Origin of the sequence: Streptomyces boninensis (assembly GCF_048572725.1) — a bacterium.
Lineage (GTDB): Bacteria > Actinomycetota > Actinomycetes > Streptomycetales > Streptomycetaceae > Streptomyces > Streptomyces boninensis.
The window spans coordinates 5,975,437-5,997,441 of the sequence record NZ_CP183837.1 but is presented as its reverse complement, the minus strand read 5'-3'; the positions used below and the strand labels follow the sequence as shown (position 1 = coordinate 5,997,441).

The following is a 22,005-nucleotide window of genomic DNA, read 5'->3' as shown; positions in this document are numbered from 1 at the left end:
TATCGCGCCTGCGGCGCTCGTCCTCAAACGCCGGACGGGCTTGGATTCGGCGCAAGTCACGCCGCTCCCAAGCCCGGCCGGCGTTTGAGGCCGAGGCGCGGAGCGCCGATGGGCGCAGCGCGTCAGAAGACGTCCGACGGCGCGTGCTGGCCCCACACCTCTCGCAGCGCGTTGCTGACCTCGCCCACCGTCGCTCGCGCGCGCAGCGCCTCCCGCATCGGGTAGAGCACGTTGTCGCTGCCCTCCGCCGCCTTCTTCAGCTCCGCCAGGGCATGGTCGACCACACCCTGGTCCCGCTCAGCGCGCAGCTTCGCCAGGCGCTCCACCTGCTGCGCCTCGATCGCCGGGTCGACGCGGAGCGGCTCGTACGGCTCCTCCTCGTCCAGCTGGAAGCGGTTGACGCCGACGACGACGCGGTCGCCCGCGTCCGTCTCCTGGGCGATCGCGTACGCGCTGCGCTCGATCTCGTTCTTCTGGAAGCCGTTCTCGATCGCGGCGACCGCGCCGCCGTGGTCCTCGACCCGCTGCATCAGGTCGAGCGCGGCCTGTTCGACGTCGTCCGTGAGGGACTCGATGACGTACGAGCCCGCGAAGGGGTCCACCGTCGCCGTGACATCCGACTCGTACGCGATGACCTGCTGCGTGCGCAGCGCCAGCCGGGCCGCCTTGTCCGTCGGGAGCGCGATCGCCTCGTCGAAGGAGTTCGTGTGCAGCGACTGCGTGCCGCCGAGCACCGCCGCCAGGCCCTGGACCGCGACCCGGACCAGGTTCACCTCGGGCTGCTGGGCGGTGAGCTGGACGCCCGCCGTCTGGGTGTGGAAGCGGAGCATCAGGGACTTGGGGTTCTTGGCGCCGAATTCGTCGCGCATCACCCGCGCCCAAATGCGCCGCGCCGCACGGAACTTCGCGACCTCTTCCAGGATCGTCGTACGGGAGACGAAGAAGAAGGACAGCCGCGGCGCGAAGTCGTCGACGTCCATGCCCGCCGCCACCGCCGTGCGGACGTATTCGATGCCGTCGGCCAGCGTGAACGCGATTTCCTGCGCGGGCGTCGCGCCCGCTTCCGCCATGTGATAGCCGGAGATCGAGATGGTGTTCCACTTGGGGATCTCGGCCTTGCAGTATTTGAAGATGTCCGCGATCAGGCGGAGCGAGGGCTTCGGCGGGAAGATGTACGTGCCGCGGGCGATGTACTCCTTCAGGACGTCGTTCTGGATGGTGCCGGTCAGCTTGTCGGCCGGGACGCCCTGCTCCTCCGCCACCAGTTGGTACAGCAGCAGCAGGATCGCCGCCGGGGCGTTGATCGTCATCGACGTCGAGACCTTGTCCAGCGGAATGCCGCCGAACAGCACCCGCATGTCATCGATCGAGTCGATCGCCACGCCGACCTTGCCGACCTCGCCGTGGGCGAGGGGAGCGTCGCTGTCGTGGCCCATCTGGGTCGGGAGGTCGAAGGCCACCGAGAGGCCCATCGTGCCGTTGGCGATGAGCTGCTTGTAGCGCTCGTTCGACTCCGTGGCCGTGCCAAAGCCGGCGTACTGGCGCATCGTCCACGGGCGGCCCGTATACATCGTCGGGTAGACGCCGCGGGTGAACGGAAAGGCGCCGGGAACCCCCAGCTTCTCCTCCGCGTCCCAGTCGCCGAGGGCGTCCGGGCCGTAAACGGGCTCGATCGGCAGACCGGACTCCGACTGTCGTGCCATGGCTCCAGGGCCTCCGCTTCGTAATGCGTCATTGCGTCGCAGCGTCATCGGCAGCGCTATTACCGACACGGACTGTAGCGGCACTCCGTGCCATGGAAGGAGGTCAGCACGCTGGGACCTTCCTCACAGCTGTTTGCGGGGTTAGGTTCGGCTTCCGGTAGGGGAGGGAAACCTGCTGGCAGGAACGGGGAGAGAAAACGGGGGGAACAGTGATTTCCAGGATATCCAGGGCGCGGCGTGCTGCCGTCGGGCTTGCCGCGGTTGTGGGGCTGATAGGGGGCGCGGCGGCCGGGTGTACGGGGACGGCCGGTGCGTCGCCGGAGGCGAAGGACAAGGCGTCGTCCTCCTCGGCCGCGCCCGAGAAGAGCGGCAAGCCTTCGCCCACCAAGAGCGGGAAGCCGTCCTCGCCCTCCGCCAAGCCCGGGCCGGACAAGCCCAAGCCCAAGATCCTCATGGCCGTCGGCTCCAAGAGCAAGCAGGTGCGTGAGCTGCAGGCCCGCCTGCGCGGCATCGGGCACTTCGACCGCTCCCCCACCGGCTACTACGGCTCCATGACCGCCGGCGCCGTCAGCTCCTTCCAGGGCAAGCGCGGGCTGGCGAAGACGGGGCGTACGGACACGGTCACCTGGGCGCGCCTGGTCGGCATGACCAAGAAGCCCGACCGCGACGCCCTCTACCCGCCCACCACCAACTCGCTCGACAAGCCGGACAAGCGCTGCCTGACCGGCCGGGTGCTGTGCATCAGCAAGACCAGCGACACGCTGCGGTGGATGGTCGACGGCAAGGTGGTCGAGGCGATGGACGTCCGCTTCGGGTCGCAGTACACGCCGACCCGCGAGGGCACCTTCAAGGTCTTCCAGAAGAGCCGGTACTGGACGTCGACGATCTACCACACGCAGATGCCGTACGCGATGTTCTTCAGCGGCGGGCAGGCGGTCCACTACTCGTCGGACTTCGCGGCCCGCGGGTACGCCGGGGCCTCCCACGGCTGCGTGAATGTCCGGGACGAAGCAAAGCTTTCAGCGGTGTTTGCGCAGGTCAAGAACGGTGACCGGGTCGTGGTGTACCGGTGAGGCGAGGGGGCGTACGACGGGGGTGTGACGTTTTTGAGTGCGGTGACGCAGTAAGAGATGTGCCGACTGGTCATCGGCAATAGCGGAGCCAGGTTCCCCCCGTACCTGAGGCTCCGCGCTTGAAGGCGCGGGCGGAGTGCGTTCCCCCAACTCCGCCCGCGCCGCTTCATTCCTCCCCCTCAAGCGCGCCTGCGCGCGGACATGCGTGAGCGACCGCCTGCGGCGGTTCGAGACGGAGAGAGCGGAGACGCGTTACGTGCCCGCGTCGGACTTCGTCGGCTCCGGCGAGGTGGTGGCCGAGGAGCTGGGGGCGTAGCCCGAGTCCGAGGGGGCATCGCTGGAGGGCTCAGGGCTTTCCGGGCCCGACGGCTGGGGGGAATCCGACGGGCCGCCCGACGGGTTCGAGCCCCCCGTCGACCCGACCCGCTGTTCGCAAAATGCCGTGATGGCCTTCTCGCCGCCCGCCGCCTTCTTCAGGTCGCGCATGGCCCTGCGGTCCGGCTCGTCGCCCTTGCCGGCCTGGGCGTTCAGGTAGGCGCGGCACAGCTGGTCCAGGATCTCGTCGTTGGACGGGCCGTCGCCGTGGCCGTTGCCATTGCCGCCGCCGGGGCCGCCCTGGCCCGGGTCCGGGTTGCCGCCGCCCGTACTGCCCTGCGAGGGGTCGTGGGACGAGCCGCCGCCGTCGGCGCGGGAGGGCTTGCCGGAGTCCTTGTCGGAGTCCTTGCCCTGCGGGTTCGGGCCGCCGGGGTGGCCGGAGGCGCCGCCGGAGGGCTGCATCGAGCCGTCGCCGGAGTCGGAGGGCTCCGGGTGCTCGCCGCTCGGGGTGGAGGTGGCCGCCGGCGTCGACGGGCCGAAGGGCGAGGGCAGCGACACCATGCCATTGGCCGTCATCGCCACGCCGCCCGCCGTGCACAGCGTCAGCGCCACCGCCGCCAGCGCCCGTACGGGACGCGGCCGGAACCGCGGGGCGCCGCTGTCCGCGTGCCGCGAGCGGCCGCGGAAACGGGACCCTGCCGCCGAGCGGGAGGCGCGGAAGGCGGCCAGCGCCGCCTCCTCACCGGGCAGCGAGCCGTCGCCGCCGGTGCGCTGCTCGCCGGCCCGTGCGGCCGTCTGCAGCAGGCCCGCGAGGCGGTCGGCATCGGCGCGGTCGCGGGGCGATTCCGGCAGGTTCCAGGGGGCGGGCATGGCTGGACCGCCTCGGAGCAGCTGCTCCGCGGCTTCCTCGTCGAGCCATCCGTAACGATCGTCGTCGGCGGGCTCGGCGCCATGGGTTGGGTAGTCCGCCATCACATTCCCTTAAGCGTCCGCGCCGCGTTTTCTGTCACACCGCCGGAAACGCGGCCGGGCATTTCGCGGGAAACACCGCCGTTCTCACCGGCCTCTTCCGCCTCCGCCTGCGCCAGCGCCTCGGCCAGCTGCTTCAGGCCCCGGTGGGCGGCGGTACGGACCGCGCCCGGGCGCTTCCCCAGCAGCTCAGCGGTCCTTTTCACATCCATCCCCATCACCACCCGCAGCACCACCACCTCGGCCTGTTCACGGGGCAGCTGGGCGATGAATTCGAGGGTGCGGCGGGTGTCCTGGGACGTCATTGCCTCGGATGCGGTGTCCGAGGCGGCGGCCCACTCCGTGAGTTCGGTCTCATCGCCGCCGGGGGCCGGGCGGCGGGCGCGCATGCGGACGTGGTCCACGGCGCGATTACGGGCGATGCGGGCGCTCCAGCCGCGGAAACGGTCGGCGTCGCCGCGGAAGCTGCCCAAGTCGCGGGTTATCTGCAGCCAGGTCTCGGACGCTATGTCCTCGGCGTCGGCATCGCCGACGAGGGTACGGACATAGCCGAGCAGCCGGGGATGCACGGCGCGGTAGACAGCGCGGAACGCCGTCTCGTCCCCATCCTGCGCTGCGTGCACCGCGGCGGTGAGCGCCTCGTCATCTGTGTGCACTGCGGTCAGCTTCCGTACCCCCAGGCCCGGCTCCCTGTCCGAAACCGGTGCTGCGTGTAATGCACCGCACCGGTCGGGTGCGGCGTAGGCACGCTACGGGCATCGCAGCCGCCAAGTCCAGGGGACCGTCCGCGGACGGTATCCCAGACCCCCTGTGAAGGCGTGGTGACAAATCCGGGCCCTGTGACGCTGAGAAGGATACGGGCCCGGCTCTGCCTGGCCCGGGCGATACGACGGCCGGAGTTGCTCCTGTGGGGGGTAGCGGCTCCGGCCGTCCTTTGCGTTTTTACGGGACCGACGGGCCGGAGGCTACGTGAGAACGACGAGCTGGATAGCAGTGGGTGCGCTCGTGCTGGGCAGCGGGATGGGCGTGCTGGGACTTACGGCCGCGGCGGCCGCTCCGTCGTTTTCCCCGGGCAGCGGGATACGGGCGGCGGCGGACCACAGCGACGACTTCAACGGCGACGGGCGGGCGGACCTCGTCACCGGCACCCCCACCGCGGCGGCGGACGGCCAGGCCAACGCCGGCACCGCGACCGTGGTGCCGGGCGCGGCGGGCGGCCCGGCGGCCGGGGCCCGTAAGACGCTCACGCAGGACAGCCCCGGAGTGCCCGGCGCCTCCGAGGCCAACGACCTCTTCGGCGCGGCCACCGCGTGGGGCGACGTGAACGGGGACGGCACCGCCGACCTGATCGTGGGCGCCCCCGGCGAGAACAGCGTCGTCACCGACCGCGGCGGGGTGACCGTGCTTGACGGGCCCGGGCTGAGCTCCGGCACCTGGCACACCATCGGCGACAGCCACCAGGGCACCGGCGCCCGCTTCGGCTCGGCCGTGGCCGCCGGGGACTTCAACGGCGACGGCCGCGACGACGTCTTCGCGGCGGGCGAGGGCCGCGGCGCCAACGGCCTGTGGTGGGTCCGCGACAGCGCCTCCGGCGACGAGCAGGCGGGCGATGTGGCGGCGGCCGAGATCCGGTACGCGGACGCCGCCGCCGGGGACTTCAACCGGGACGGCTACGACGACGTCGTGCTGAACTTCCGCGACGAGTCGACCGGCGCGGCGAAGCTGGCCCTGTTCAAGGGCACGCCGGCCGGGCTCGACAGCATCTACTCCGTGTCGGCGCAGGGCGGCCGCGCGGTGGCCTCGGGCGACGTCAACGGCGACGGCTTCGCCGACCTCGTCGTCGGCCAGCCGTACACCGCCGAGTCCGGCGCGCACAGCGGCGGCCAGGTGACGGCCGTGTACGGATCCGCGGCCGGGCTCGGCAGCTCCCGTACGACGCTCCACCAGGAGTCGTCCGGGATGCCGGGCGCCGCCGAGGCCGGGGACGCGCTCGGCGCCTCGCTCGGCATCGGCGACACCAACGCCGACGGCCGCGACGACGTCCTGGCCGGCTCGCCGGGCGAGGACCTCACCCGGGACACCAAGGACTACGCCGACGCGGGCACCGCACTGCTGCTGCGCGGCGGCGCGTCCGGGCTCACCGGCTCCGGCGCGCTGTCCGTACACCAGGACGCGGAAGGCGTATCGGGTGCCGCGGAGGCCGCCGACCAGCTCGGCTCCGGCGCGACGCTCGCGGACTTCGCGGCGGACGGCCGCGCGGACCTGGCGATCGGCGTCGGCGGCGAGGACGCGGGCAACGGGACCGTGCTGCAGGTCGACGCGACGACGGCCGGGGTGTCGCTGCCGGGGGCCGGCTATTACGGCGTGACCGAGCTCGGCACGCCCGCCGGGGCGCGGCTCGGGGATGTGCTGGCGCCGTGACGTGCGCGGTTGCCTGAATTTCTGACCGAGTCCGTACAACCATGCGGGCTTCTGAGCTGTCTGGATCCGTGCGCGACCCCCCGCCCCTGCGCGCGATTCCCTCAGCGAGGAGCACGTGTTGAGCAGGACCAGGCGCAGAAAACCGGCGTCCCGAAGACTGGTGTGGCTCGCCCTGGCGGCCGCCCTGGCGAGCGGCGCCGGCGTCACGGCGTACGCCGCGGGTGATGCCGATGACACCGGTGCGGCGGCAAAGGCGGAGCGCCCCGCGGACACCCACAGCGTGCCGCTGAGCGACGCGGGCATCGTGGCCAAGCGGGACACCGCGCCGTTCAGCTCCGTCAGCCTCACCTGGCAGCGCTCGGACGCCGACCTGCACGGCACCGCCCAGATCCGTACCCGCAGCGCCGCCTCCGGCGACTGGTCGGGCTGGCGCAGCCTCGGCGACAAGACCGAAGCCGGCGCGGAGGGCCGGGAGGCGGCCGAGGCGAGGCTGCGCGGCAGCACCGAGCTGACCTGGACCGGCGCGGCCGACGGCGTCGAGGCCCGGATCGTCGGTGCCGACGGCAGCACCGCCGAGCAGCTGCCCGCCGGTCTGACCCTGGAGCTCATCGACCCGGGTACGAAGGCGGCCACCGAGGCGCAGGCCGCCCCGGACTGCAACCCGCCGACGTCGCCGCTCGACCCGGCGCCCGACTCCCCCGTGGCAGCGCCGAACGTCATCTCGCGCGCCGCCTGGGGCGCGAACAACAACCTCGAGTGCCCGCCGTCGTACGGCACCGAGGTCAAGGCCGTCGTGGTGCACCACACCGCGACCACCAACAGCTACTCCTGCGCGGGCAGCGCGGCGCAGGTGCGCGCCATCCAGCAGGCGCACTTCGCCAACGGCTGGAACGACATCGGCTACAACTTCCTGGTCGACAAGTGCGGCCGGATCTTCGAGGGCCGCGGCGGCGGCACCACCCAGCCGGTGGTCGGCGCCCACGACGTCGGCTTCAACACGGACACGGTCGGCATCGCGTACATCGGCGACACGACGACGGCGAAGCCGTCGCGGGCGGTGCACGACGCGATCGCGCGGATCGCGGCGTGGCGGCTCGGGCAGTTCGGGTACGACCCGGAGTCCTCGGTGAAGCTGACGTCCGGCGCCTCCGACCCCGGCTCGAAGTACCAGGAGGGCCAGTCGGTCACCCTGCCGCGGATCTTCCGGCACCAGGACACCTTCAAGACCGAGTGCCCGGGCGCGAAGCTCGCGCCGCAGATCGGGCTGATCCGGTCGCTGGCGGGCGCGCCGGGGGCCGGGCACGCCCTGGCCACCAGCGACGTGAGCGGCGACGGCCGCGGCGACCTGCTCGCCGGTGTGCCGCGGGCCGGGTCCGGTGCGGGCGCGGTGGCGGTCGTGCCGGGCGGCGACAGCGGCCCGGTCGCCGGGTCCCGTAAGACGATCACGCAGGCCTCGGCCGGCGTCCCCGGCGCCTCCGAGGCGGGCGACGCCTGGGGCACCTCGCCGGTCTGGGCCGACGTCAACGGCGACGGCAAGGCCGACCTGATCACGGGTGCGCCGGGCGAGGACGGCGCGACCGCGGAGACCGCCGACACGGGTGCGGTCACCGTCCTTTACGGGCCGGGGCTGACCTCCGGCGCGGGGTACGGCGACCACCCGGGCGGCGCGAAGGCGGGCTCCGCCGTCGCCGCGGGCGACTTCAACGCCGACGGCAAGGCCGACCTCTTCACCGCGGGCACCGGCCAAGGCGGCCTGTGGTGGACGCGCGACTCCGCCGCCGGCGCGGTGAAGTCCGGGAAGCTCACCGGCGCCGCGGGCGCGCTGTCGTACGCGGCCGCCACCAGCGGCGACTTCAACCGCGACGGCTACGCGGACGTGGCGGTGAACTACCGCGACCAGGCCGGCAAGGGCAAGGCCGCCTGGTTCAAGGGCTCGGCGGCGGGCCTCGGTTCGCCGGTGGCGCTCGCCACCCCGGGCGGCCGCTCGCTCGCGTCCGGCGACCTCAACGGCGACGGCTACGGCGACCTGGTCATCGGCCAGCCGTACACGGCCGAGTCCGGCGCCCACGCGGGCGGCCAGGTCACCGTGGTCTACGGCTCGTCCGCGGGCCTCGGCAGCAAGGTCACCAAGCTGCACCAGGCCAGCACGAGCGTCCCCGGCACCGCCGAGGCCGGCGACGCCATGGGCGCCTCGGTCGCGGTCGGCGACGTGAACCTCGACGGCTACGCGGACGTCCTCACGGGCACCCCCGGCGAGGACATCACCCGCTCCGGCAACCGCTCCAACGCGGGCGCCGCGATCCTGCTCCGCGGTGCTTCGGCCGGTCTGACCGGCTCCGGCTCGCAGGCCTTCAGCCAGGACACGTCGGGCATCCCCGGCGTCACCGAGACCGACGACCGGGTCGGCTCCGCGGCCACCCTGACCGACTTCTCCGGCTGGGCCCGCACCGACCTCGCGATCGGCGCCGAGGGCGAGGACGCGTACAACGGCACGGTGCTGCAGCTCGACAGCGGCAGCGGCGGCGTCTCGACGGCGGGCGTGTACTACGGCCGTACGGAACTGGGCACGGCCGCCGGAGCACGGGTGGGGGCGGTGCTGGCGCCGTAGCCGGCTCCCCGAAGCAGCGGCGGGCGGGGTACGGCCTCAGGGCCGCACCCGCTCCGCCAGCTCCTTGAAGTCCGCCCACGAGGCGGACGGCTTCCGCGGGTCCCAGACCTTCTGGGACATGGCGGCCAGCGGCATCTGGATGCCGTCGGCCACCTGCTTCGTGGTCTGGGCGTTCGCGAGGTCGCCCCAGACCGCGAAGCGGGCGCCGAGGATCTGGTCGGGGCCCGCGTAGCGGCCCGGGACCGGCTTGCTGCCGCGGAGGACCGCCGGGGTCCATTCCTCGTAGATGCGCTTGCCGGTCGGGTACGTGAAGTCGTTCGGCTCGCCGAGGACGTAGTAGAGGTACTCGTCGTTGAGGTTGACCACCTTGCGGCCCTCCTCCAGGTACGGCAGCGGCTCCCGGGCGTTGATCTCCTTGCCGGTCCAGTACTCGACCTCGCGGTCCTTCGGAGTGGCCACCTTGCCGCCCTCGGTGAAGCCGTCGTTCCAGGCCTTCAGCGTCTTGCCGGCCTTCTTCAGCGGCGCGGCGCGGTCGTTCAGCCAGCCGGCCGCCAGGTCGGCGATCTTCGCGTCCGGGCCGTATTCGGACTTCGCCTTCGCCGCCAGCCGCGGATACGTCAGCTCCGGATTCGACGCCGCCAGCGCCAGATACTCGTCGCCCCCGAGGTGCCAGTACTTGCCCGGGAACAGCGGCTCGAACTCCTTCAGCAGCTCATCGACCAGCTTCGCCGACCTCGGGTTCGCGATGTCGATCGCGCCCCGCACCGGCGCCCCGCTCGCGCTCTTCAGCTGCAGGTCGGGGTGGGCGTCGAGGACCGCGCCGAGGTGCCCGGGCGAGTCGATCTCGGGCACCACGGTGATGTGCAGCGAGGCCGCCGTCTTCACCAGATGCCGCACCTCGTCCTTGGTGAGGTGCTCCTTCGACACGATCTCCGGGTGCTCGTCGCTCTCCACCCGGAACGCCTGGTCGTCGGAGAAGTGCAGCCCGAGCTGGTTGAGCTTCAGCTCGGCCATCTCGTGCAGCCGCGCCTCGATCCAGTCGGCGGTGAAGTGCTTGCGCGCGATGTCGAGGTTCAGGCCGCGCTGGGCGCGGTCCGGGGCGTCGTCGATGGTGCCGGGCGGCAGCGCGCCGCCGCGCAGCGCCTGGAGCAGGGTGCGGGTGCCGTAGAAGACGCCCGCATCGTCGGGAGCGGTGATGGTGACGCGGCCGTCCTTGTTCTCGATCCGGTACGCCTCCGGGCCGCCGCCCTGCGCGGGCCGCAGCTTCAGCTCGACGTCGCCGGTGCGCGCTGGGCCATCCGAGCGGTGCACCTTCAGCTCGCCGGCCAGCCGGCGGGACTCGTCCGCGAGGGACCCGGCGCCCGGAGCGACCACCTTGGTACCGGGGCTGGGGCGCCAGGCCGGACCGTCGCCGGCGTCGAAGTTGCGCACCGCGGGGACGGTCCGCGGCGCCTTCACCGGCTGCTGCGCCGGCACCGTCGACACCCCGGGGACCGGCGCGGCGCTCCCCGCCCGGTCCTCCGACTCGCCCGTCCCGACGGGGTCCGGGGCCGATGGCACGGTCTGGGCCGGGGTTTTCTTCCCCGGATCGCCGGCCTCGACCGCGTAGGCCACGGCGGCGACGGTGAGGAAGAGCGCGACGGCCAGCCAGGTCACGTACGGCCGGTGATCGCGCAGCAGTGCGGGGCCGGGGAGCACCCGTCCCAGCTTCGTCTGCAGTTTCGTCCACGGCTGCCGCATGCAGTCCACACCTCCGGGGGCGAGGGTAGGGCCCCTGGAGGCTGAGCGCCCGTCCACCTCGCGCCTTTAAACCTCCACATCCGGGTGAAGTTCTCCGGCCGGACGGCCGGAAGGTCCGATTCCGGCACTACGGTGGCGCACCGCTGCCCACGTCCGTAACCCCTTGTGCGCATCCCTAGAAGGAGCCGACCCTGGACGGCCTCGCCACCCTCAACACGGCCCCGCCGCCCGCCGCGGAGGCCGCGCTCGCCGCCTGCTGCGCCAGCCACCGCTGGGCGCGGCGGATCATCGAGCACCGCCCGTACCCCGACGTGCCCGCGCTGCTCGCGGCCGCGGACGAGGCGAGCTACGACCTCACGCCCGGCGACCTCGCCGAGGCGCTCATCGGCGAGGCGGCGCCGGTGCCCGCGGCCGGACGGCCGTCGTCGCGTACGGCGCTGCGCGCGGCCCACGCCGCGTACGAGAGCCGCTTCGGCCACGCCTTCGTGCTGTGCCTCGACGGCATCCCGGTGGCCGAGCGGCTCGACCAGGTGCTCGCGGGCATCCGCACCCGGCTGGCCAACGAGCCGGACGAGGAGCGGGCGGTCGCCGCGGAGGAGCTGCGGCGGCTGGCGCGGGCCCGGTTGGGGCGGCTGGTCACGACCGATTCGGGGCGCCTGATCCCCTCAAGCTAGGCATTTCCCTAGGCCAGACGTGCCTGATCAGTCACACTCGGCACCCCCTGACCGGGGAGCCGACAACCCGTCGATACGATGGCCCGTGGCCGGTGGACCGTACCCGGCCGGGCTGAAGACCGACCCTTCTGTGCCTCTTAAAAGATGTGCCGGCAAGGCCCCTGTCCCGTATCCGGAGGAAATCCGTGCCGGCTGGAACGCTGTATCGCGGCCGCGAAGGCATGTGGTCCTGGGTGGCGCATCGCGTCACCGGCGTCCTCATCTTCTTCTTCTTGTTCGTCCACGTCCTGGACACCGCTCTCGTCCGCGTCTCCCCGGAGGCGTACGACGATGTCGTGGCCACGTACAAGACGCCGATCGTGGCGCTGCTGGAGTACGGCCTCGTAGCCGCCGTGCTCTTCCACGCGCTCAACGGCCTGCGTGTCATCGCCGTCGACTTCTGGTCGAAGGGTCCGCGGCTGCAGAAGCAGCTGCTGTGGACCGTCGTCGGCATCTGGGTCGTGCTGATGGCGGGGGCCCTCTACCCCGTCCTCGGGCACGCCTTCCGCGAGCTGTTCGGGAGCTGAGCGCCACCATGACCACCTCTGACATCAAGCTGACGGGCTCCTCCTCGGAGATCTCCCCGGAGGACCCGGCCCCGGTCATCGAGGCCCCCCGGGCCCGTACCGCGAAGACGCCGAAGGCCACCCGCGGAAACTTCGAGATGTACGGCTGGCTCTTCATGCGCCTGTCCGGCATCGTCCTGGTCGTCCTGGTGCTGGGCCACCTGCTGATCCAGCTGGTCCTGGACGGCGGCGTCTCGAAGGTGTCCTTCGCCTTCGTCGCCGGCCGCTGGGCCTCGCCGTTCTGGCAGGCCTGGGACCTGATCATGCTGTGGCTCGCGATGCTGCACGGCGCGAACGGCCTGCGCACGGTCATCAACGACTACGCCGAGCGGGACCAGACCCGCTTCTGGCTGAAGATGCTGCTCTACGCGGCCACCGTCTTCACCGTTCTCCTGGGCACGCTGGTGATCTTCACCTTCGACCCGAACATTCGCTGACCCGGGACCGAGGTTCGAGAACTCCCATGCAGATCCACAAGTACGACACCGTGATCGTCGGCGCCGGCGGCGCGGGCATGCGCGCGGCCATCGAGTCGACGAAGCGCAGCCGCACCGCGGTGCTCACCAAGCTCTACCCGACCCGCTCCCACACCGGCGCCGCCCAGGGCGGCATGGCCGCCGCCCTCGCGAACGTCGAGGAGGACAACTGGGAGTGGCACACCTTCGACACGATCAAGGGCGGCGACTACCTGGTCGACCAGGACGCCGCCGAGATCCTGGCGAAGGAGGCCATCGACTCGGTCCTGGACCTCGAGAAGATGGGCCTGCCCTTCAACCGCACCCCCGAGGGCCGGATCGACCAGCGCCGCTTCGGCGGCCACTCCCGTAACCACGGCGAGGCCCCGGTGCGCCGGTCCTGCTACGCCGCGGACCGTACGGGCCACATGATCCTCCAGACCCTCTACCAGAACTGCGTGAAGGAGGGCGTGGAGTTCTTCAACGAGTTCTACGTCCTCGACCAGCTGATCACCGAGTTCGACGGGGTCAAGCGGTCGGCGGGTGTGGTGGCCTACGAGCTGGCCACCGGCGAGATCCACGTCTTCCAGGCGAAGGCGGTCATCTACGCGTCCGGCGGCACCGGCAAGTTCTTCAAGGTGACGTCGAACGCGCACACCCTGACCGGCGACGGCCAGGCGGCCTGCTACCGGCGCGGGATTCCGCTGGAGGACATGGAGTTCTTCCAGTTCCACCCGACCGGCATCTGGCGGATGGGCATCCTGCTGACGGAGGGCGCCCGCGGTGAGGGCGGCATCCTCCGTAACAAGGACGGCGAGCGCTTCATGGAGAAGTACGCGCCGGTGATGAAGGACCTGGCGTCGCGTGACGTCGTGTCGAGGTCCATCTACACGGAGATCCGGGAGGGGCGCGGCTGCGGCCCCGAGGGCGACCACGTCTACCTGGACCTGACGCACCTGCCGCCGGAGCAGCTGGACGCGAAGCTGCCGGACATCACCGAGTTCGCGCGTACGTACCTCGGCATCGAGCCGTACACGGACCCGATCCCGATCCAGCCGACCGCGCACTACGCGATGGGCGGCATCCCGACGAACGTCGCGGGTGAGGTGCTGGCGGACAACACGACGGTGGTCCCGGGCCTGTACGCGGCCGGCGAGGTCGCGTGCGTGTCGGTGCACGGTGCGAACCGCCTCGGCACCAACTCGCTGCTCGACATCAACGTCTTCGGCCGCCGGGCCGGCATCGCGGCGGCGGAGTACTCGGCCACGGCCGACTTCGTCGAGCTGCCGGAGGACCCGGCCCGCTTCGTCGCCGACGAGGTGGAGCGGCTGCGCGACGCCACCGGCGACGAGCGGGTGTCGGACATCCGGCGCGAGCTGCAGGAGTGCATGGACGCGAACGTGATGGTCTTCCGTACGGAACAGACCATCAAGACCGCCGTCGAGAAGATCGGCGAGCTGCGCGCCCGCTACAAGAACGTCTCGGTGCAGGACAAGGGCAAGCGCTTCAACACCGACCTGCTGGAGGCCATCGAGCTGGGCAACCTGCTCGACCTGGCCGAGGTCATGGCGGTCTCCGCGCTGGCCCGCAAGGAGTCGCGCGGCGGCCACTACCGCGAGGACTTCCCGAACCGCGACGACGTCAACTTCATGCGCCACACGATGGCGTACCGCGAGACGGAGGCGGACGGCAGCGAGTCCATCCGGCTCGACTACAAGCCGGTCGTCACGACCCGCTACCAGCCGATGGAGCGTAAGTACTGATGAGCACTCCGACGATGGACAAGGTGGAGGCGGAGGCCGCGGCTTCGGCCCACACGATCACGGCCACCTTCCGGATCCGCCGCTTCAACCCGGAGGTCGCGGCCGAGGCGGTCTGGGAAGACTTCACGATCGAGATCGATCCGAAGGAGCGCGTCCTCGACGCCCTCCACAAGATCAAGTGGGATGTCGACGGCACGCTGACCTTCCGCCGCTCCTGCGCCCACGGGATCTGCGGCTCGGACGCGATGCGTATCAACGGCCGCAACCGGCTGGCGTGCAAGACGCTGATCAAGGACCTGAGCCCGGAGAAGCCGATCTCGGTGGAGCCGATCAAGGGTCTGACGGTCCTGAAGGACCTGGTCGTGGACATGGAGCCGTTCTTCCAGGCGTACCGCGATGTCATGCCCTTCCTGATCACGTCCGGGAACGAGCCGACGCGCGAGCGCCTGCAGTCGGCGGAGGACCGCGAGCGCTTCGACGACACGACGAAGTGCATCCTGTGCGCGGCGTGCACCTCCTCCTGCCCGGTCTTCTGGAACGACGGCCAGTACTTCGGCCCGGCGGCGATCGTCAACGCCCACCGCTTCATCTTCGACTCGCGCGACGAGGCGGGCGAGCAGCGCCTGGAGATCCTGAACGACCGCGACGGCGTGTGGCGCTGCCGCACGACCTTCAACTGCACGGACGCGTGCCCGCGCGGCATCGAGGTGACGAAGGCGATCGCCGAGGTCAAGCAGGCCCTGATCAGGCGCCGCTTCTGACCTCACGCCCGGCCTGGACCCGGGAATCCGCGACACCGCGGATTCCCGGGTCGACTGCTTCCGGGGCCGCCGCCCTACGCCGGATTCTTGCGGGCCGAGGTGACCTGGCAGGAGTAGACGAGCCGGTCGTTGGTGGTGTGCGACTGCTCGACGGTGAGCTTCCGGTCGCCGCCCGGGGTGACCGTCGCGCTCTGCAACTTGGAGCCTATGGTCCGGCTGGCGACGGTCGAGTTGGCATTCTGGCCGACCTTGAACGTCACGGTGTAGCTGTACGTGAAGCTGACGTCCGCGGACGCGTTCTGGATGTTCACGTCGAAGCTCATGATGCCGCGCTCGCGGCTGTAGCGGCAGTTCTGCCCGATGACCTCGCTCAGCGCATCCGAGTTGTACGTGGGTGGCGTGCTCGGGACGGCAGACGGGGAGCCTGCGCCCCCGCCGGAAGTGCTGCCGCCGGAGGTGCTCCCTCCGGAACTCAGCCCACCGGGGGTGGACAGAGACGGCCCGCCCGACGGCAAGGTGGGGACGTCACCCGGACCGTCCCCCATGTCGCCGAGTCCTCCGAAGGCCTTGTCCTCGACCTGGTCGGTGCAGCCCGCCAGGACGGCCACCGCGGCCAGGGCCAGACCGGCAGCACCGATCGCACGGCTGGTGCGCATGAAGATTGTCCCCCGATATTGAAGCTTCAAAGTCCCGGTATGCTACCGGACTTCAGCGTGCATACGTTTGACACGGGGGACGGGACTCATGAGCCAGGCCTGGCCGCAGCAGCCACAGCAACCGAATCCGTACGGCGGCCATCCTCAGCAGCCGGCGTACGGATATCCGCAGGCCGCGCCGCCGGTGCAGCCCGGCCTTGCGTACCAGCCGGGCTTCCCGCCGCCCCCGCCCCGCCGCGGCAATCCGGTGGGGGCGTTCTTTCTCGCGCTGCTGGTCTCGGTCGTGCTCTCCGGCATCTACTCCATGATTCTGCTCGCGAGTTACGAGGACCTGTCCAAGGTCGGGCTGAAGACCTCGTATGTGATCTTCGGACTTGTCCTCGCGCTGGCGGTCGGCGCCGTGGCGGGCAAGGTGGGCGGCCCTAGCACCGGCGCGCATATCTGTGCCGCGGTACTGGCCGCGCTCGGCGCCTTCTTCGGCTTCACCAATGGCTATGTGGCCATTCTGATCGATGCCGCGGACTTTGATCTCCTCGGGGACATGCTGGAGGAGAAGCCCTTCTTCCCCGCCGAAGCTTGGTGGAAGGGTCTCAAGGCCGCCATCGCCCTGCCCGGCATCTTCCTGGCGGCCATCGGCACCTGGGGTATGGCCCACCTGACGGGCAAGCGCCGCGGGTGACCGCGTCGCTTAGAGTGCACGGATGAGCATTCTGGACGACGCACGGGCGGGCATGGACCGCGGTATCCGGCCGCAGGACGACCTCTTCGGCCATGTGAACGGCCACTGGTTGCAGACCGCGGAGATTCCCGGCGACCGGTCCTCGTGGGGTCCGTTCGTGCAGCTTGCCGATACGGCCGAGGAGCAGGTCAGGGAGATCATCCAGGAGCTGGCGGAACAGGCCGGCGACCCGGCCGCCGCGGGAGCGGTGTCCGGCGACGCCCGGAAGATCGCGGCCCTGTACGCCTCGTTCATGGACGAGGCGGCCGTCAATGCCCGCGGGATCGCCCCCGCGCGGCCGCTGCTCGACGCCGCGGGCGGGCTGGCGGACACCCGGGAGCTCGCCGCGTTCCTCGGGCGGCTGGACCGGGTGGGCGGCTCCGGGCTGTTCGGCGTGCACATCGACACCGATGACCGGAACTCCGACCGCTATCTCTTCAACATCCGGCAGGGCGGACTCGGCCTGCCCGACGAGTCGTACTACCGCGACGAGAAGTTCGCCGAGGTCCGCGACGCCTACGTCGGCTACCTCACCGAGCTGCTCACCCTCGGCGGCCACGCCGGCCCCGCCACCGCGGCGCGGTCCATCCTGGCCCTGGAGACCCGCCTGGCCGCCGGGCACTGGGAGCGCGCCGAGACCCGGGACGTGCAGAAGACGTACAACCTCACCAGCCTGGACGAGCTGACCGCGCTCGCGCCGGAATTCGACTTCCTCGGGTATGTGACGGCCCTCGGGGGCAGCGCCGCCACCATTGCCGAGACCTGCGTCCGCCAGCCCTCGTATCTCGGACATCTCTCCGCGGTGCTGGCCGAGACCCCCATCGAGCAGTGGCGCGACTGGGCCGTCGCCCGGGTGCTGCGCGCCTGTGCGCCGTATCTCGACGACGCGTCCGTCCGCAACGACTTCGGCTTCTACGGCCGCACCCTCAACGGGACGCCCGAGCTGCGGCCGCGCTGGAAGCGGGCGGTCGCCTTCGTGGAGCAGTCCATCGGCGAGGCCGTGGGCAAGGAGTACGTCGCCCGGCACTTCCCGCCCGCCTCCAAGGCGATGATGGACGAGCTCGTCGCCAACCTCCTGGAGGCGTACCGGCGCTCGATCGCCGCGCTCGACTGGATGACGGAGGAGACCAAGCAGCGGGCCTACGAGAAGCTCGACACCTTCCGCCCGAAGATCGGCTATCCGGACACCTTCCGCGACTACTCCGCCCTGGAGGCCGACCCGGGCGACCTCCTCGGCAACGCGCATGCGGCCGCCGCCTTCGAGACCGACCGGCAGCTCGCCAAGATCGGCGCGCCGGTCGACCGGGACGAGTGGTTCATGACCCCGCAGACCGTCAACGCCTATTACAACCCGGGCACCAACGAGATCTGCTTCCCCGCGGGCATCCTGCAGAAGCCGTTCTTCGCCCCGGATGCCGACCCGGCGGAGAACTACGGCGGCATCGGCTCGGTCATCGGCCACGAGATCGGCCATGGCTTCGACGACCAGGGCGCGCAGTACGACGGCGCGGGCAACCTCAACGACTGGTGGACGGCCGCGGACAAAACCGCCTTTGAGGAAAAGTCCAAGGCCCTGGTGAAGCAGTACGACGGCTTCTCGCCGCGCAATCTTCCGGGCGAGTTTGTCAACGGCGCGCTCACCGTCGGGGAGAACATCGGCGACCTGGGCGGCCTGACGATCGGGCACACCGCCTACCTCATCGCCCTGGCCGGCGATCCGGCACCGGAGCGGGGCGGGCTGACAGGGGCTCAGCGGCTCTTCATGAACTGGGCGTACTGCTGGCGCGCAAAGCGCCGCAAGGAGCAGGAGCAGCAGTTCCTCACCATCGACCCGCACTCGCCGCCGGAATTCCGCGCCAACATCGTGCGCAACCTCGACGAGTTCCACGAGGCATTCGGCACGGCGGAGGGCGACGGGCTGTGGCTGGCGCCGGCGGAGCGCGTGCACATCTGGTGAGGCGCCGCGGTTGATACGGTGCCCGGATGCCTGAAATCGCAGCTCAGACCACCCGTCGTGGCGTTCTCGTCACCGGCGCCTCCCGCGGCATCGGCCGCGCCGTCGCCACCGCCTTCGCCGCCGCGGGCGACCGGGTCGCGGTGCACTACGCATCCCGGCGGGCGGACGCCGAGGCCACGCTGGCGGGGCTGGACGGGGAGGGTCACGTACTCGTCGGCGGCGATGTGTCGGATCCGGCGGACGCCGCCCGTATCGTCGATGAGGCCGTGGCCGGGCTCGGCGGTGTGCTGCACGTGCTGGTCAACAACGCCGCGGTGAATCTGCCGCATCCCATCGCCGAGACCTCGTACGAGGACTGGCAGGCGGCGTGGGAGCGGACGGTGGCGGTGAATCTGCTGGGTACGGCGAATGTGTCGTATCGCGCCGCCCGCCACATGATCGAGGCGGGGGTGCCGGACGGCCGGATCGTCAACATCGGCTCGCGCGGGGCGTATCGCGGCGAGCCCGACCATCCGGCGTACGGGGCCACGAAGGCGGGCGTGCACGCGCTCGGGCAGTCGCTCGCGGTGGCGCTGGCGCCGCACGGGATCGCGGTGGCGTCGGTGGCGCCGGGGTTTGTGGCGACCGAGCGGGTCGCGGACCGGGTGACCGAGGAGACGCTGCGACAGAGCCCGTTCGGGCGGGTGGCGCGGCCGGAGGAGATCGCGGCGGCGGTGCGCCACCTCGCCTCGCCGGAGGCGACCTGGTCCTCGGGCACCGTGCTGGACGTCAACGGGGCGTCGTACCTGCGCTGATCAGGGGCGCAGGGTGACGAGGCGCTCCCCCGTGTACGTCGTGTGCGACGTGATTGTCCGCGGCACCCGCAGCCCCTCGTTCTCCGCGTACAGCCGACGCGCCGCCACGAAGTCCCCCTCCGCGCCCGCCGCCGCGGCCGCGTCGAGCAGCGCGTAGTCCGCGGGCCCGACCAGCTCCAGATCCGCGTCGGCCAGCCCCCACCCGTCCCACGGCAGCACCTCGACGCCGTTGAGCGCGGCGAGGTCCTTGACCACATTGCACTGGACCTCCGGCAGGCCGGTGAGGTTCACGACGCTCACGCCGAAGGTGGCCGGGTCCGCCCGGCCCGTACGGCAGCGCCGCCAGGCGTCGCCGCCGACGAGGAAGCGGTCGCGCGGCACGTCGTACGGATCGAAGTCCAGCTCCCACTGCCAGGCGGCGGCCTCGTCCGGCAGCACCTGCGGGTCCGTCAGGGTCCAGCCGCGCGCCTCGTCCCACCATTCCGTCACCCAGTGGTCGTCGTGGAAGCCGGGCATGAAGTACGTGCCGAAGCCGCAGCGGATCCGCGCCGGCGTGCCCGTATGCCGCAGCAGCGCACAGTGCAGCAGCGCGAAATCGCGGCAGGTCCCCGCGAAGCGGTCGGCGGGCGGGCGCGGGGCCTTCGCGAGCGGCTCGCCGCCGCTGCGCTCCCGGTCCAGCGCCAGGATCTCGTCGGCATACCGCGTCTCGGCCGCCGCCGCCTTGCGGTCCGCGGCGAGCTCGACGCCGTAGCGGTCGGCGGCTTCCTCACGGTGGATGACCAGGCCCCGCACGAGCCGCGCCAGCGCCGCGGGCTCCGCCGGCAGCCCGGAGTCGTCGAAGTCGCCGGGGTCGGAGGCGGCGGACTGAGCGGTGCAGAAGGCGCGTTGGCTGCTGTCCATGCCCGGGACCGTACGCCCTGCCCCAGGGACAGAGTCCATGCGTCGCCAAGTTGAACACGTTCAAGAAGAGGGCTACAGTCCTACTCGTAGCCTCTTTTGAACACGTTCAAGAAAGGGCGTGGCAAGGCATGGACCTCACCGTCACCACCTATGTCGCCTACACCGGCATCAGCATCGGCCTGACCGTCTGGGTCGCCCGCACCCTCAGCCGCAACGGCCAGGTCTTCCTCGCCGACGTGCTCCGCGGGAACGAAAAGCTCGCCGACGCCGTCAACCACCTGCTGGTGGTCGGCTTCTACCTCGTCAACCTCGGCTTCGTCGCCCTCTACCTGAAGACCGCCGACGCCGTCGACGACAGCCGCAGCCTCGTCGAGGCGCTCTCGATGAAGCTCGGCGTCGTGCTGCTCGTGCTCGGCGCCATGCACCTCGGCAATGTCTACGTCCTCAGCCGCATCCGCCGCCGCGGCCTGCTGGAGCGCGAGCAGGTGCCTCCGGTCGAGCCGGACGCCTGGACCGACGCGGCGCGGGCGTGACGACGTGACCACGCCCGCCGCCAGGGCCACCGTTCACGGGCTGACCGTCCTGTACGACGCCGACTGCAAGCTGTGCACCTTCGTACGGAACTGGCTGTCGGGCCAGGCCCAGCTCGTGCGCCTCACCTTCGTCCCCTGCGGGTCGCCCGCCGCCCGCCGCCGCTTCCCCGGCCTCGACCACGCCGCCACCCGCGAGGAGATCACCGTCGTCGGGGACCGCGGGCAGGTGTACAAGGGCGCGTCCGCCTGGGTCGTCTGCCTGTGGGCGCTGGCGAAGTACCGCCCGCTCGCCCACCGGCTCAGCTCCGGCGCCGGCGCGCAGGCCACACGGGCGGCGGTGCTGGTGGCGGCGCGGTGGCCGGGCGCGGCGGCGCGGTGGGGCGGGGGCGCGTACGGCGACGGCTGGCGCTACGACCCGGCCAGCGGCTGGTCCCGCGCCTGCCCCGACGGGTCCTGCGCGCCCGCCGACTAGGCTCGACCCCGTGGACGACGCAGTGCCGACCGAGAAGACCCCTGGCCCGCTCCCCAAGGGCGAGCAGACCCGCACCCTGATCCTGGAGACCGCGCTGCGGCTCTTCCAGGAGCGGGGTTACGACAAGACGACGATGCGGGCCATCGCGAGCGAGGCGGGGGTCTCGGTCGGCAATGCGTACTACTACTTCAAGAGCAAAGAGCACCTGATCCAGGGTTTCTACGACCGTATCGGCGAAGCCCACGCCGCAGCGGTCCAGGACGTGCTCGCCCGCGAGACCGACCTCGCCGCCCGGCTCGAAGGCGTGCTGCTCGCGTGGCTGGACATCGCGGCGCCGTATCACGAGTTCGCCGCGCAATTCTTCAAGAACGCCGCCGATCCGAACAGCCCGCTCAGCCCCTTCTCGCCCGAGTCCGAGGAGCCGCGCGAGGCGACGATCGAGCTGCACCGGCAGGTGCTGGCCGGGTCCAAGGCCGCGCTCGTGCCTGAGCTGCGCGACCTGATGCCGCAGTTGATGTGGCTGCATCAGATGGGCATTGTCCTGTATTGGGTCTTTGACCGGACCGAGGACTGCGAGCGTACGCGGCGGCTGGTGCAGCGGTCCTCGCCCATGGTGGCGCGGGCCATTGATCTCTCGCGCTACCGTCTGCTGCGGCCGCTGGTGCGGGAAGTGGCGGAGATCCTGCACGACTTCATTCTCCCGGCGGCGGGGGTCGTCACCGGCGCGAAGCCGGCCGCGAGGCGGAAGACGCGACGGCGCAAGGAGGGTTGAGCCCCAGGGGCGTATGGGGGGTTTCCCCTACCCGACTCGGGGGCCACCCGGATCGTTCCAACGGCGCTGGATCTCTAGGTTCATGGGTGGGATCGCGGACAGCGGTTCCTACGCCA

The 22,005-nt window shown here is 71.3% G+C and carries 20 protein-coding genes; 14 read left to right on the top strand and 6 right to left on the bottom strand.

Annotated elements, in window-relative coordinates:
- Nucleotides 1–122 precede the first annotated feature (122 nt).
- Complete coding sequence (locus tag ACNNMR_RS27535; RefSeq protein ID WP_419997365.1) at nucleotides 123–1,703, bottom strand: acyl-CoA mutase large subunit family protein; 1,581 nt, start codon at nucleotides 1,701–1,703, stop codon at nucleotides 123–125.
- 263 nt (nucleotides 1,704–1,966) lie between these two features.
- Here ACNNMR_RS27535 and ACNNMR_RS27530 point away from each other — a divergent pair, with 263 nt between their 5' ends.
- The gene (locus ACNNMR_RS27530) at nucleotides 1,967–2,776 is read left to right on the top strand and encodes a L,D-transpeptidase family protein (protein ID WP_419997364.1); all 810 of its coding nucleotides are present in this window, start codon (nucleotides 1,967–1,969) and stop codon (nucleotides 2,774–2,776) included.
- A 252-nt stretch (nucleotides 2,777–3,028) separates the two neighbouring features.
- Here the strand turns inward: ACNNMR_RS27530 and ACNNMR_RS27525 are convergent, their stop codons facing one another.
- Together ACNNMR_RS27525 and ACNNMR_RS27520 are read right to left on the bottom strand one after the other, a co-directional pair.
- Entirely contained in the window at nucleotides 3,029–4,063 is a 1,035-nt protein-coding gene (locus tag ACNNMR_RS27525) for a hypothetical protein (protein WP_419997363.1), read from the bottom strand.
- Nucleotides 4,063–4,716: an RNA polymerase sigma factor gene (locus ACNNMR_RS27520; protein WP_419997362.1), complete on the bottom strand. Its 654-nt coding sequence runs from the start codon at nucleotides 4,714–4,716 to the stop codon at nucleotides 4,063–4,065. Before ACNNMR_RS27520 ends, ACNNMR_RS27525 begins: the two co-directional genes overlap by 1 nt.
- 313 nt (nucleotides 4,717–5,029) lie before the next feature.
- Between ACNNMR_RS27520 and ACNNMR_RS27515 the strand changes: the two genes are divergently transcribed.
- Complete coding sequence (locus ACNNMR_RS27515) at nucleotides 5,030–6,481, top strand: VCBS repeat-containing protein (protein ID WP_419997361.1); 1,452 nt, start codon at nucleotides 5,030–5,032, stop codon at nucleotides 6,479–6,481.
- Nucleotides 6,482–6,599: 118 nt separating this feature from the next.
- Entirely contained in the window at nucleotides 6,600–9,089 is a 2,490-nt protein-coding gene (locus ACNNMR_RS27510) for an FG-GAP-like repeat-containing protein (protein WP_419997360.1), read from the top strand.
- Nucleotides 9,090–9,125: 36 nt separating this feature from the next.
- Here the strand turns inward: ACNNMR_RS27510 and ACNNMR_RS27505 are convergent, their stop codons facing one another.
- A complete protein-coding gene (locus tag ACNNMR_RS27505; protein WP_419997359.1) occupies nucleotides 9,126–10,829 on the bottom strand; it encodes a beta-N-acetylhexosaminidase in 1,704 nt (567 codons plus the stop codon).
- Nucleotides 10,830–11,020: 191 nt separating this feature from the next.
- Between ACNNMR_RS27505 and ACNNMR_RS27500 the strand changes: the two genes are divergently transcribed.
- The 5 genes from ACNNMR_RS27500 (at nucleotide 11,021) to ACNNMR_RS27480 (ending at nucleotide 15,087) form a co-directional block, all read left to right on the top strand.
- Nucleotides 11,021–11,503, top strand: a complete 483-nt coding sequence (locus tag ACNNMR_RS27500) for a 2-oxo-4-hydroxy-4-carboxy-5-ureidoimidazoline decarboxylase (RefSeq protein ID WP_420000487.1) — start codon at nucleotides 11,021–11,023, stop codon at nucleotides 11,501–11,503.
- Between the two features lie 170 nt (nucleotides 11,504–11,673).
- Nucleotides 11,674–12,069 (top strand): succinate dehydrogenase, cytochrome b556 subunit, encoded by a 396-nt coding sequence (sdhC, locus tag ACNNMR_RS27495; protein ID WP_420000486.1) that lies wholly within the window; start codon nucleotides 11,674–11,676, stop codon nucleotides 12,067–12,069.
- An 8-nt stretch (nucleotides 12,070–12,077) separates the two neighbouring features.
- The gene (locus tag ACNNMR_RS27490) at nucleotides 12,078–12,545 is read left to right on the top strand and encodes a succinate dehydrogenase hydrophobic membrane anchor subunit (RefSeq protein WP_419997358.1); all 468 of its coding nucleotides are present in this window, start codon (nucleotides 12,078–12,080) and stop codon (nucleotides 12,543–12,545) included.
- Between the two features lie 26 nt (nucleotides 12,546–12,571).
- Nucleotides 12,572–14,326 (top strand): succinate dehydrogenase flavoprotein subunit, encoded by a 1,755-nt coding sequence (gene sdhA / locus ACNNMR_RS27485; RefSeq protein ID WP_419997357.1) that lies wholly within the window; start codon nucleotides 12,572–12,574, stop codon nucleotides 14,324–14,326.
- Entirely contained in the window at nucleotides 14,326–15,087 is a 762-nt protein-coding gene (locus ACNNMR_RS27480) for a succinate dehydrogenase iron-sulfur subunit (protein ID WP_419997356.1), read from the top strand. Before sdhA ends, ACNNMR_RS27480 begins: the two co-directional genes overlap by 1 nt.
- A gap of 74 nt (nucleotides 15,088–15,161) precedes the next feature.
- On the opposite strand, the gene ACNNMR_RS27475 is transcribed toward ACNNMR_RS27480, so the two are convergent.
- A complete protein-coding gene (locus ACNNMR_RS27475) occupies nucleotides 15,162–15,743 on the bottom strand; it encodes a hypothetical protein (RefSeq protein WP_419997355.1) in 582 nt (193 codons plus the stop codon).
- Nucleotides 15,744–15,831: 88 nt separating this feature from the next.
- Between ACNNMR_RS27475 and ACNNMR_RS27470 the strand changes: the two genes are divergently transcribed.
- Genes ACNNMR_RS27470 through ACNNMR_RS27460 form a run of 3 tightly spaced genes read left to right on the top strand, consistent with a single transcriptional unit; the run spans nucleotide 15,832 to nucleotide 19,212 of the window.
- Nucleotides 15,832–16,422 carry a hypothetical protein gene (locus tag ACNNMR_RS27470; protein WP_419997354.1) on the top strand — a complete coding sequence of 197 codons (591 nt, stop codon included), beginning with the start codon at nucleotides 15,832–15,834 and terminating at the stop codon, nucleotides 16,420–16,422.
- Between the two features lie 22 nt (nucleotides 16,423–16,444).
- Entirely contained in the window at nucleotides 16,445–18,418 is a 1,974-nt protein-coding gene (locus ACNNMR_RS27465) for a M13 family metallopeptidase (protein WP_419997353.1), read from the top strand.
- 26 nt (nucleotides 18,419–18,444) lie between these two features.
- A complete protein-coding gene (locus tag ACNNMR_RS27460) occupies nucleotides 18,445–19,212 on the top strand; it encodes an SDR family NAD(P)-dependent oxidoreductase (protein ID WP_419997352.1) in 768 nt (255 codons plus the stop codon).
- Here the strand turns inward: ACNNMR_RS27460 and ACNNMR_RS27455 are convergent, their stop codons facing one another.
- The gene (locus ACNNMR_RS27455) at nucleotides 19,213–20,112 is read right to left on the bottom strand and encodes a transglutaminase domain-containing protein (protein WP_419997351.1); all 900 of its coding nucleotides are present in this window, start codon (nucleotides 20,110–20,112) and stop codon (nucleotides 19,213–19,215) included. It abuts the gene before it with no gap.
- A gap of 128 nt (nucleotides 20,113–20,240) precedes the next feature.
- On the opposite strand from ACNNMR_RS27455, the gene ACNNMR_RS27450 reads away from it, so the two are divergent.
- From ACNNMR_RS27450 to ACNNMR_RS27440, 3 genes are read left to right on the top strand one after another with little or no spacing between them, the layout of a single operon-like run.
- Nucleotides 20,241–20,645, top strand: coding sequence for a hypothetical protein (locus ACNNMR_RS27450; RefSeq protein ID WP_419997350.1), 405 nt, complete (start codon nucleotides 20,241–20,243; stop codon nucleotides 20,643–20,645).
- Nucleotides 20,646–20,649: 4 nt separating this feature from the next.
- Entirely contained in the window at nucleotides 20,650–21,117 is a 468-nt protein-coding gene (locus ACNNMR_RS27445) for a thiol-disulfide oxidoreductase DCC family protein (protein ID WP_419997349.1), read from the top strand.
- A gap of 10 nt (nucleotides 21,118–21,127) precedes the next feature.
- Nucleotides 21,128–21,889, top strand: a complete 762-nt coding sequence (locus ACNNMR_RS27440) for a TetR/AcrR family transcriptional regulator (RefSeq protein ID WP_419997348.1) — start codon at nucleotides 21,128–21,130, stop codon at nucleotides 21,887–21,889.
- The last annotated feature ends 116 nt before the right edge of the window (nucleotides 21,890–22,005 follow it).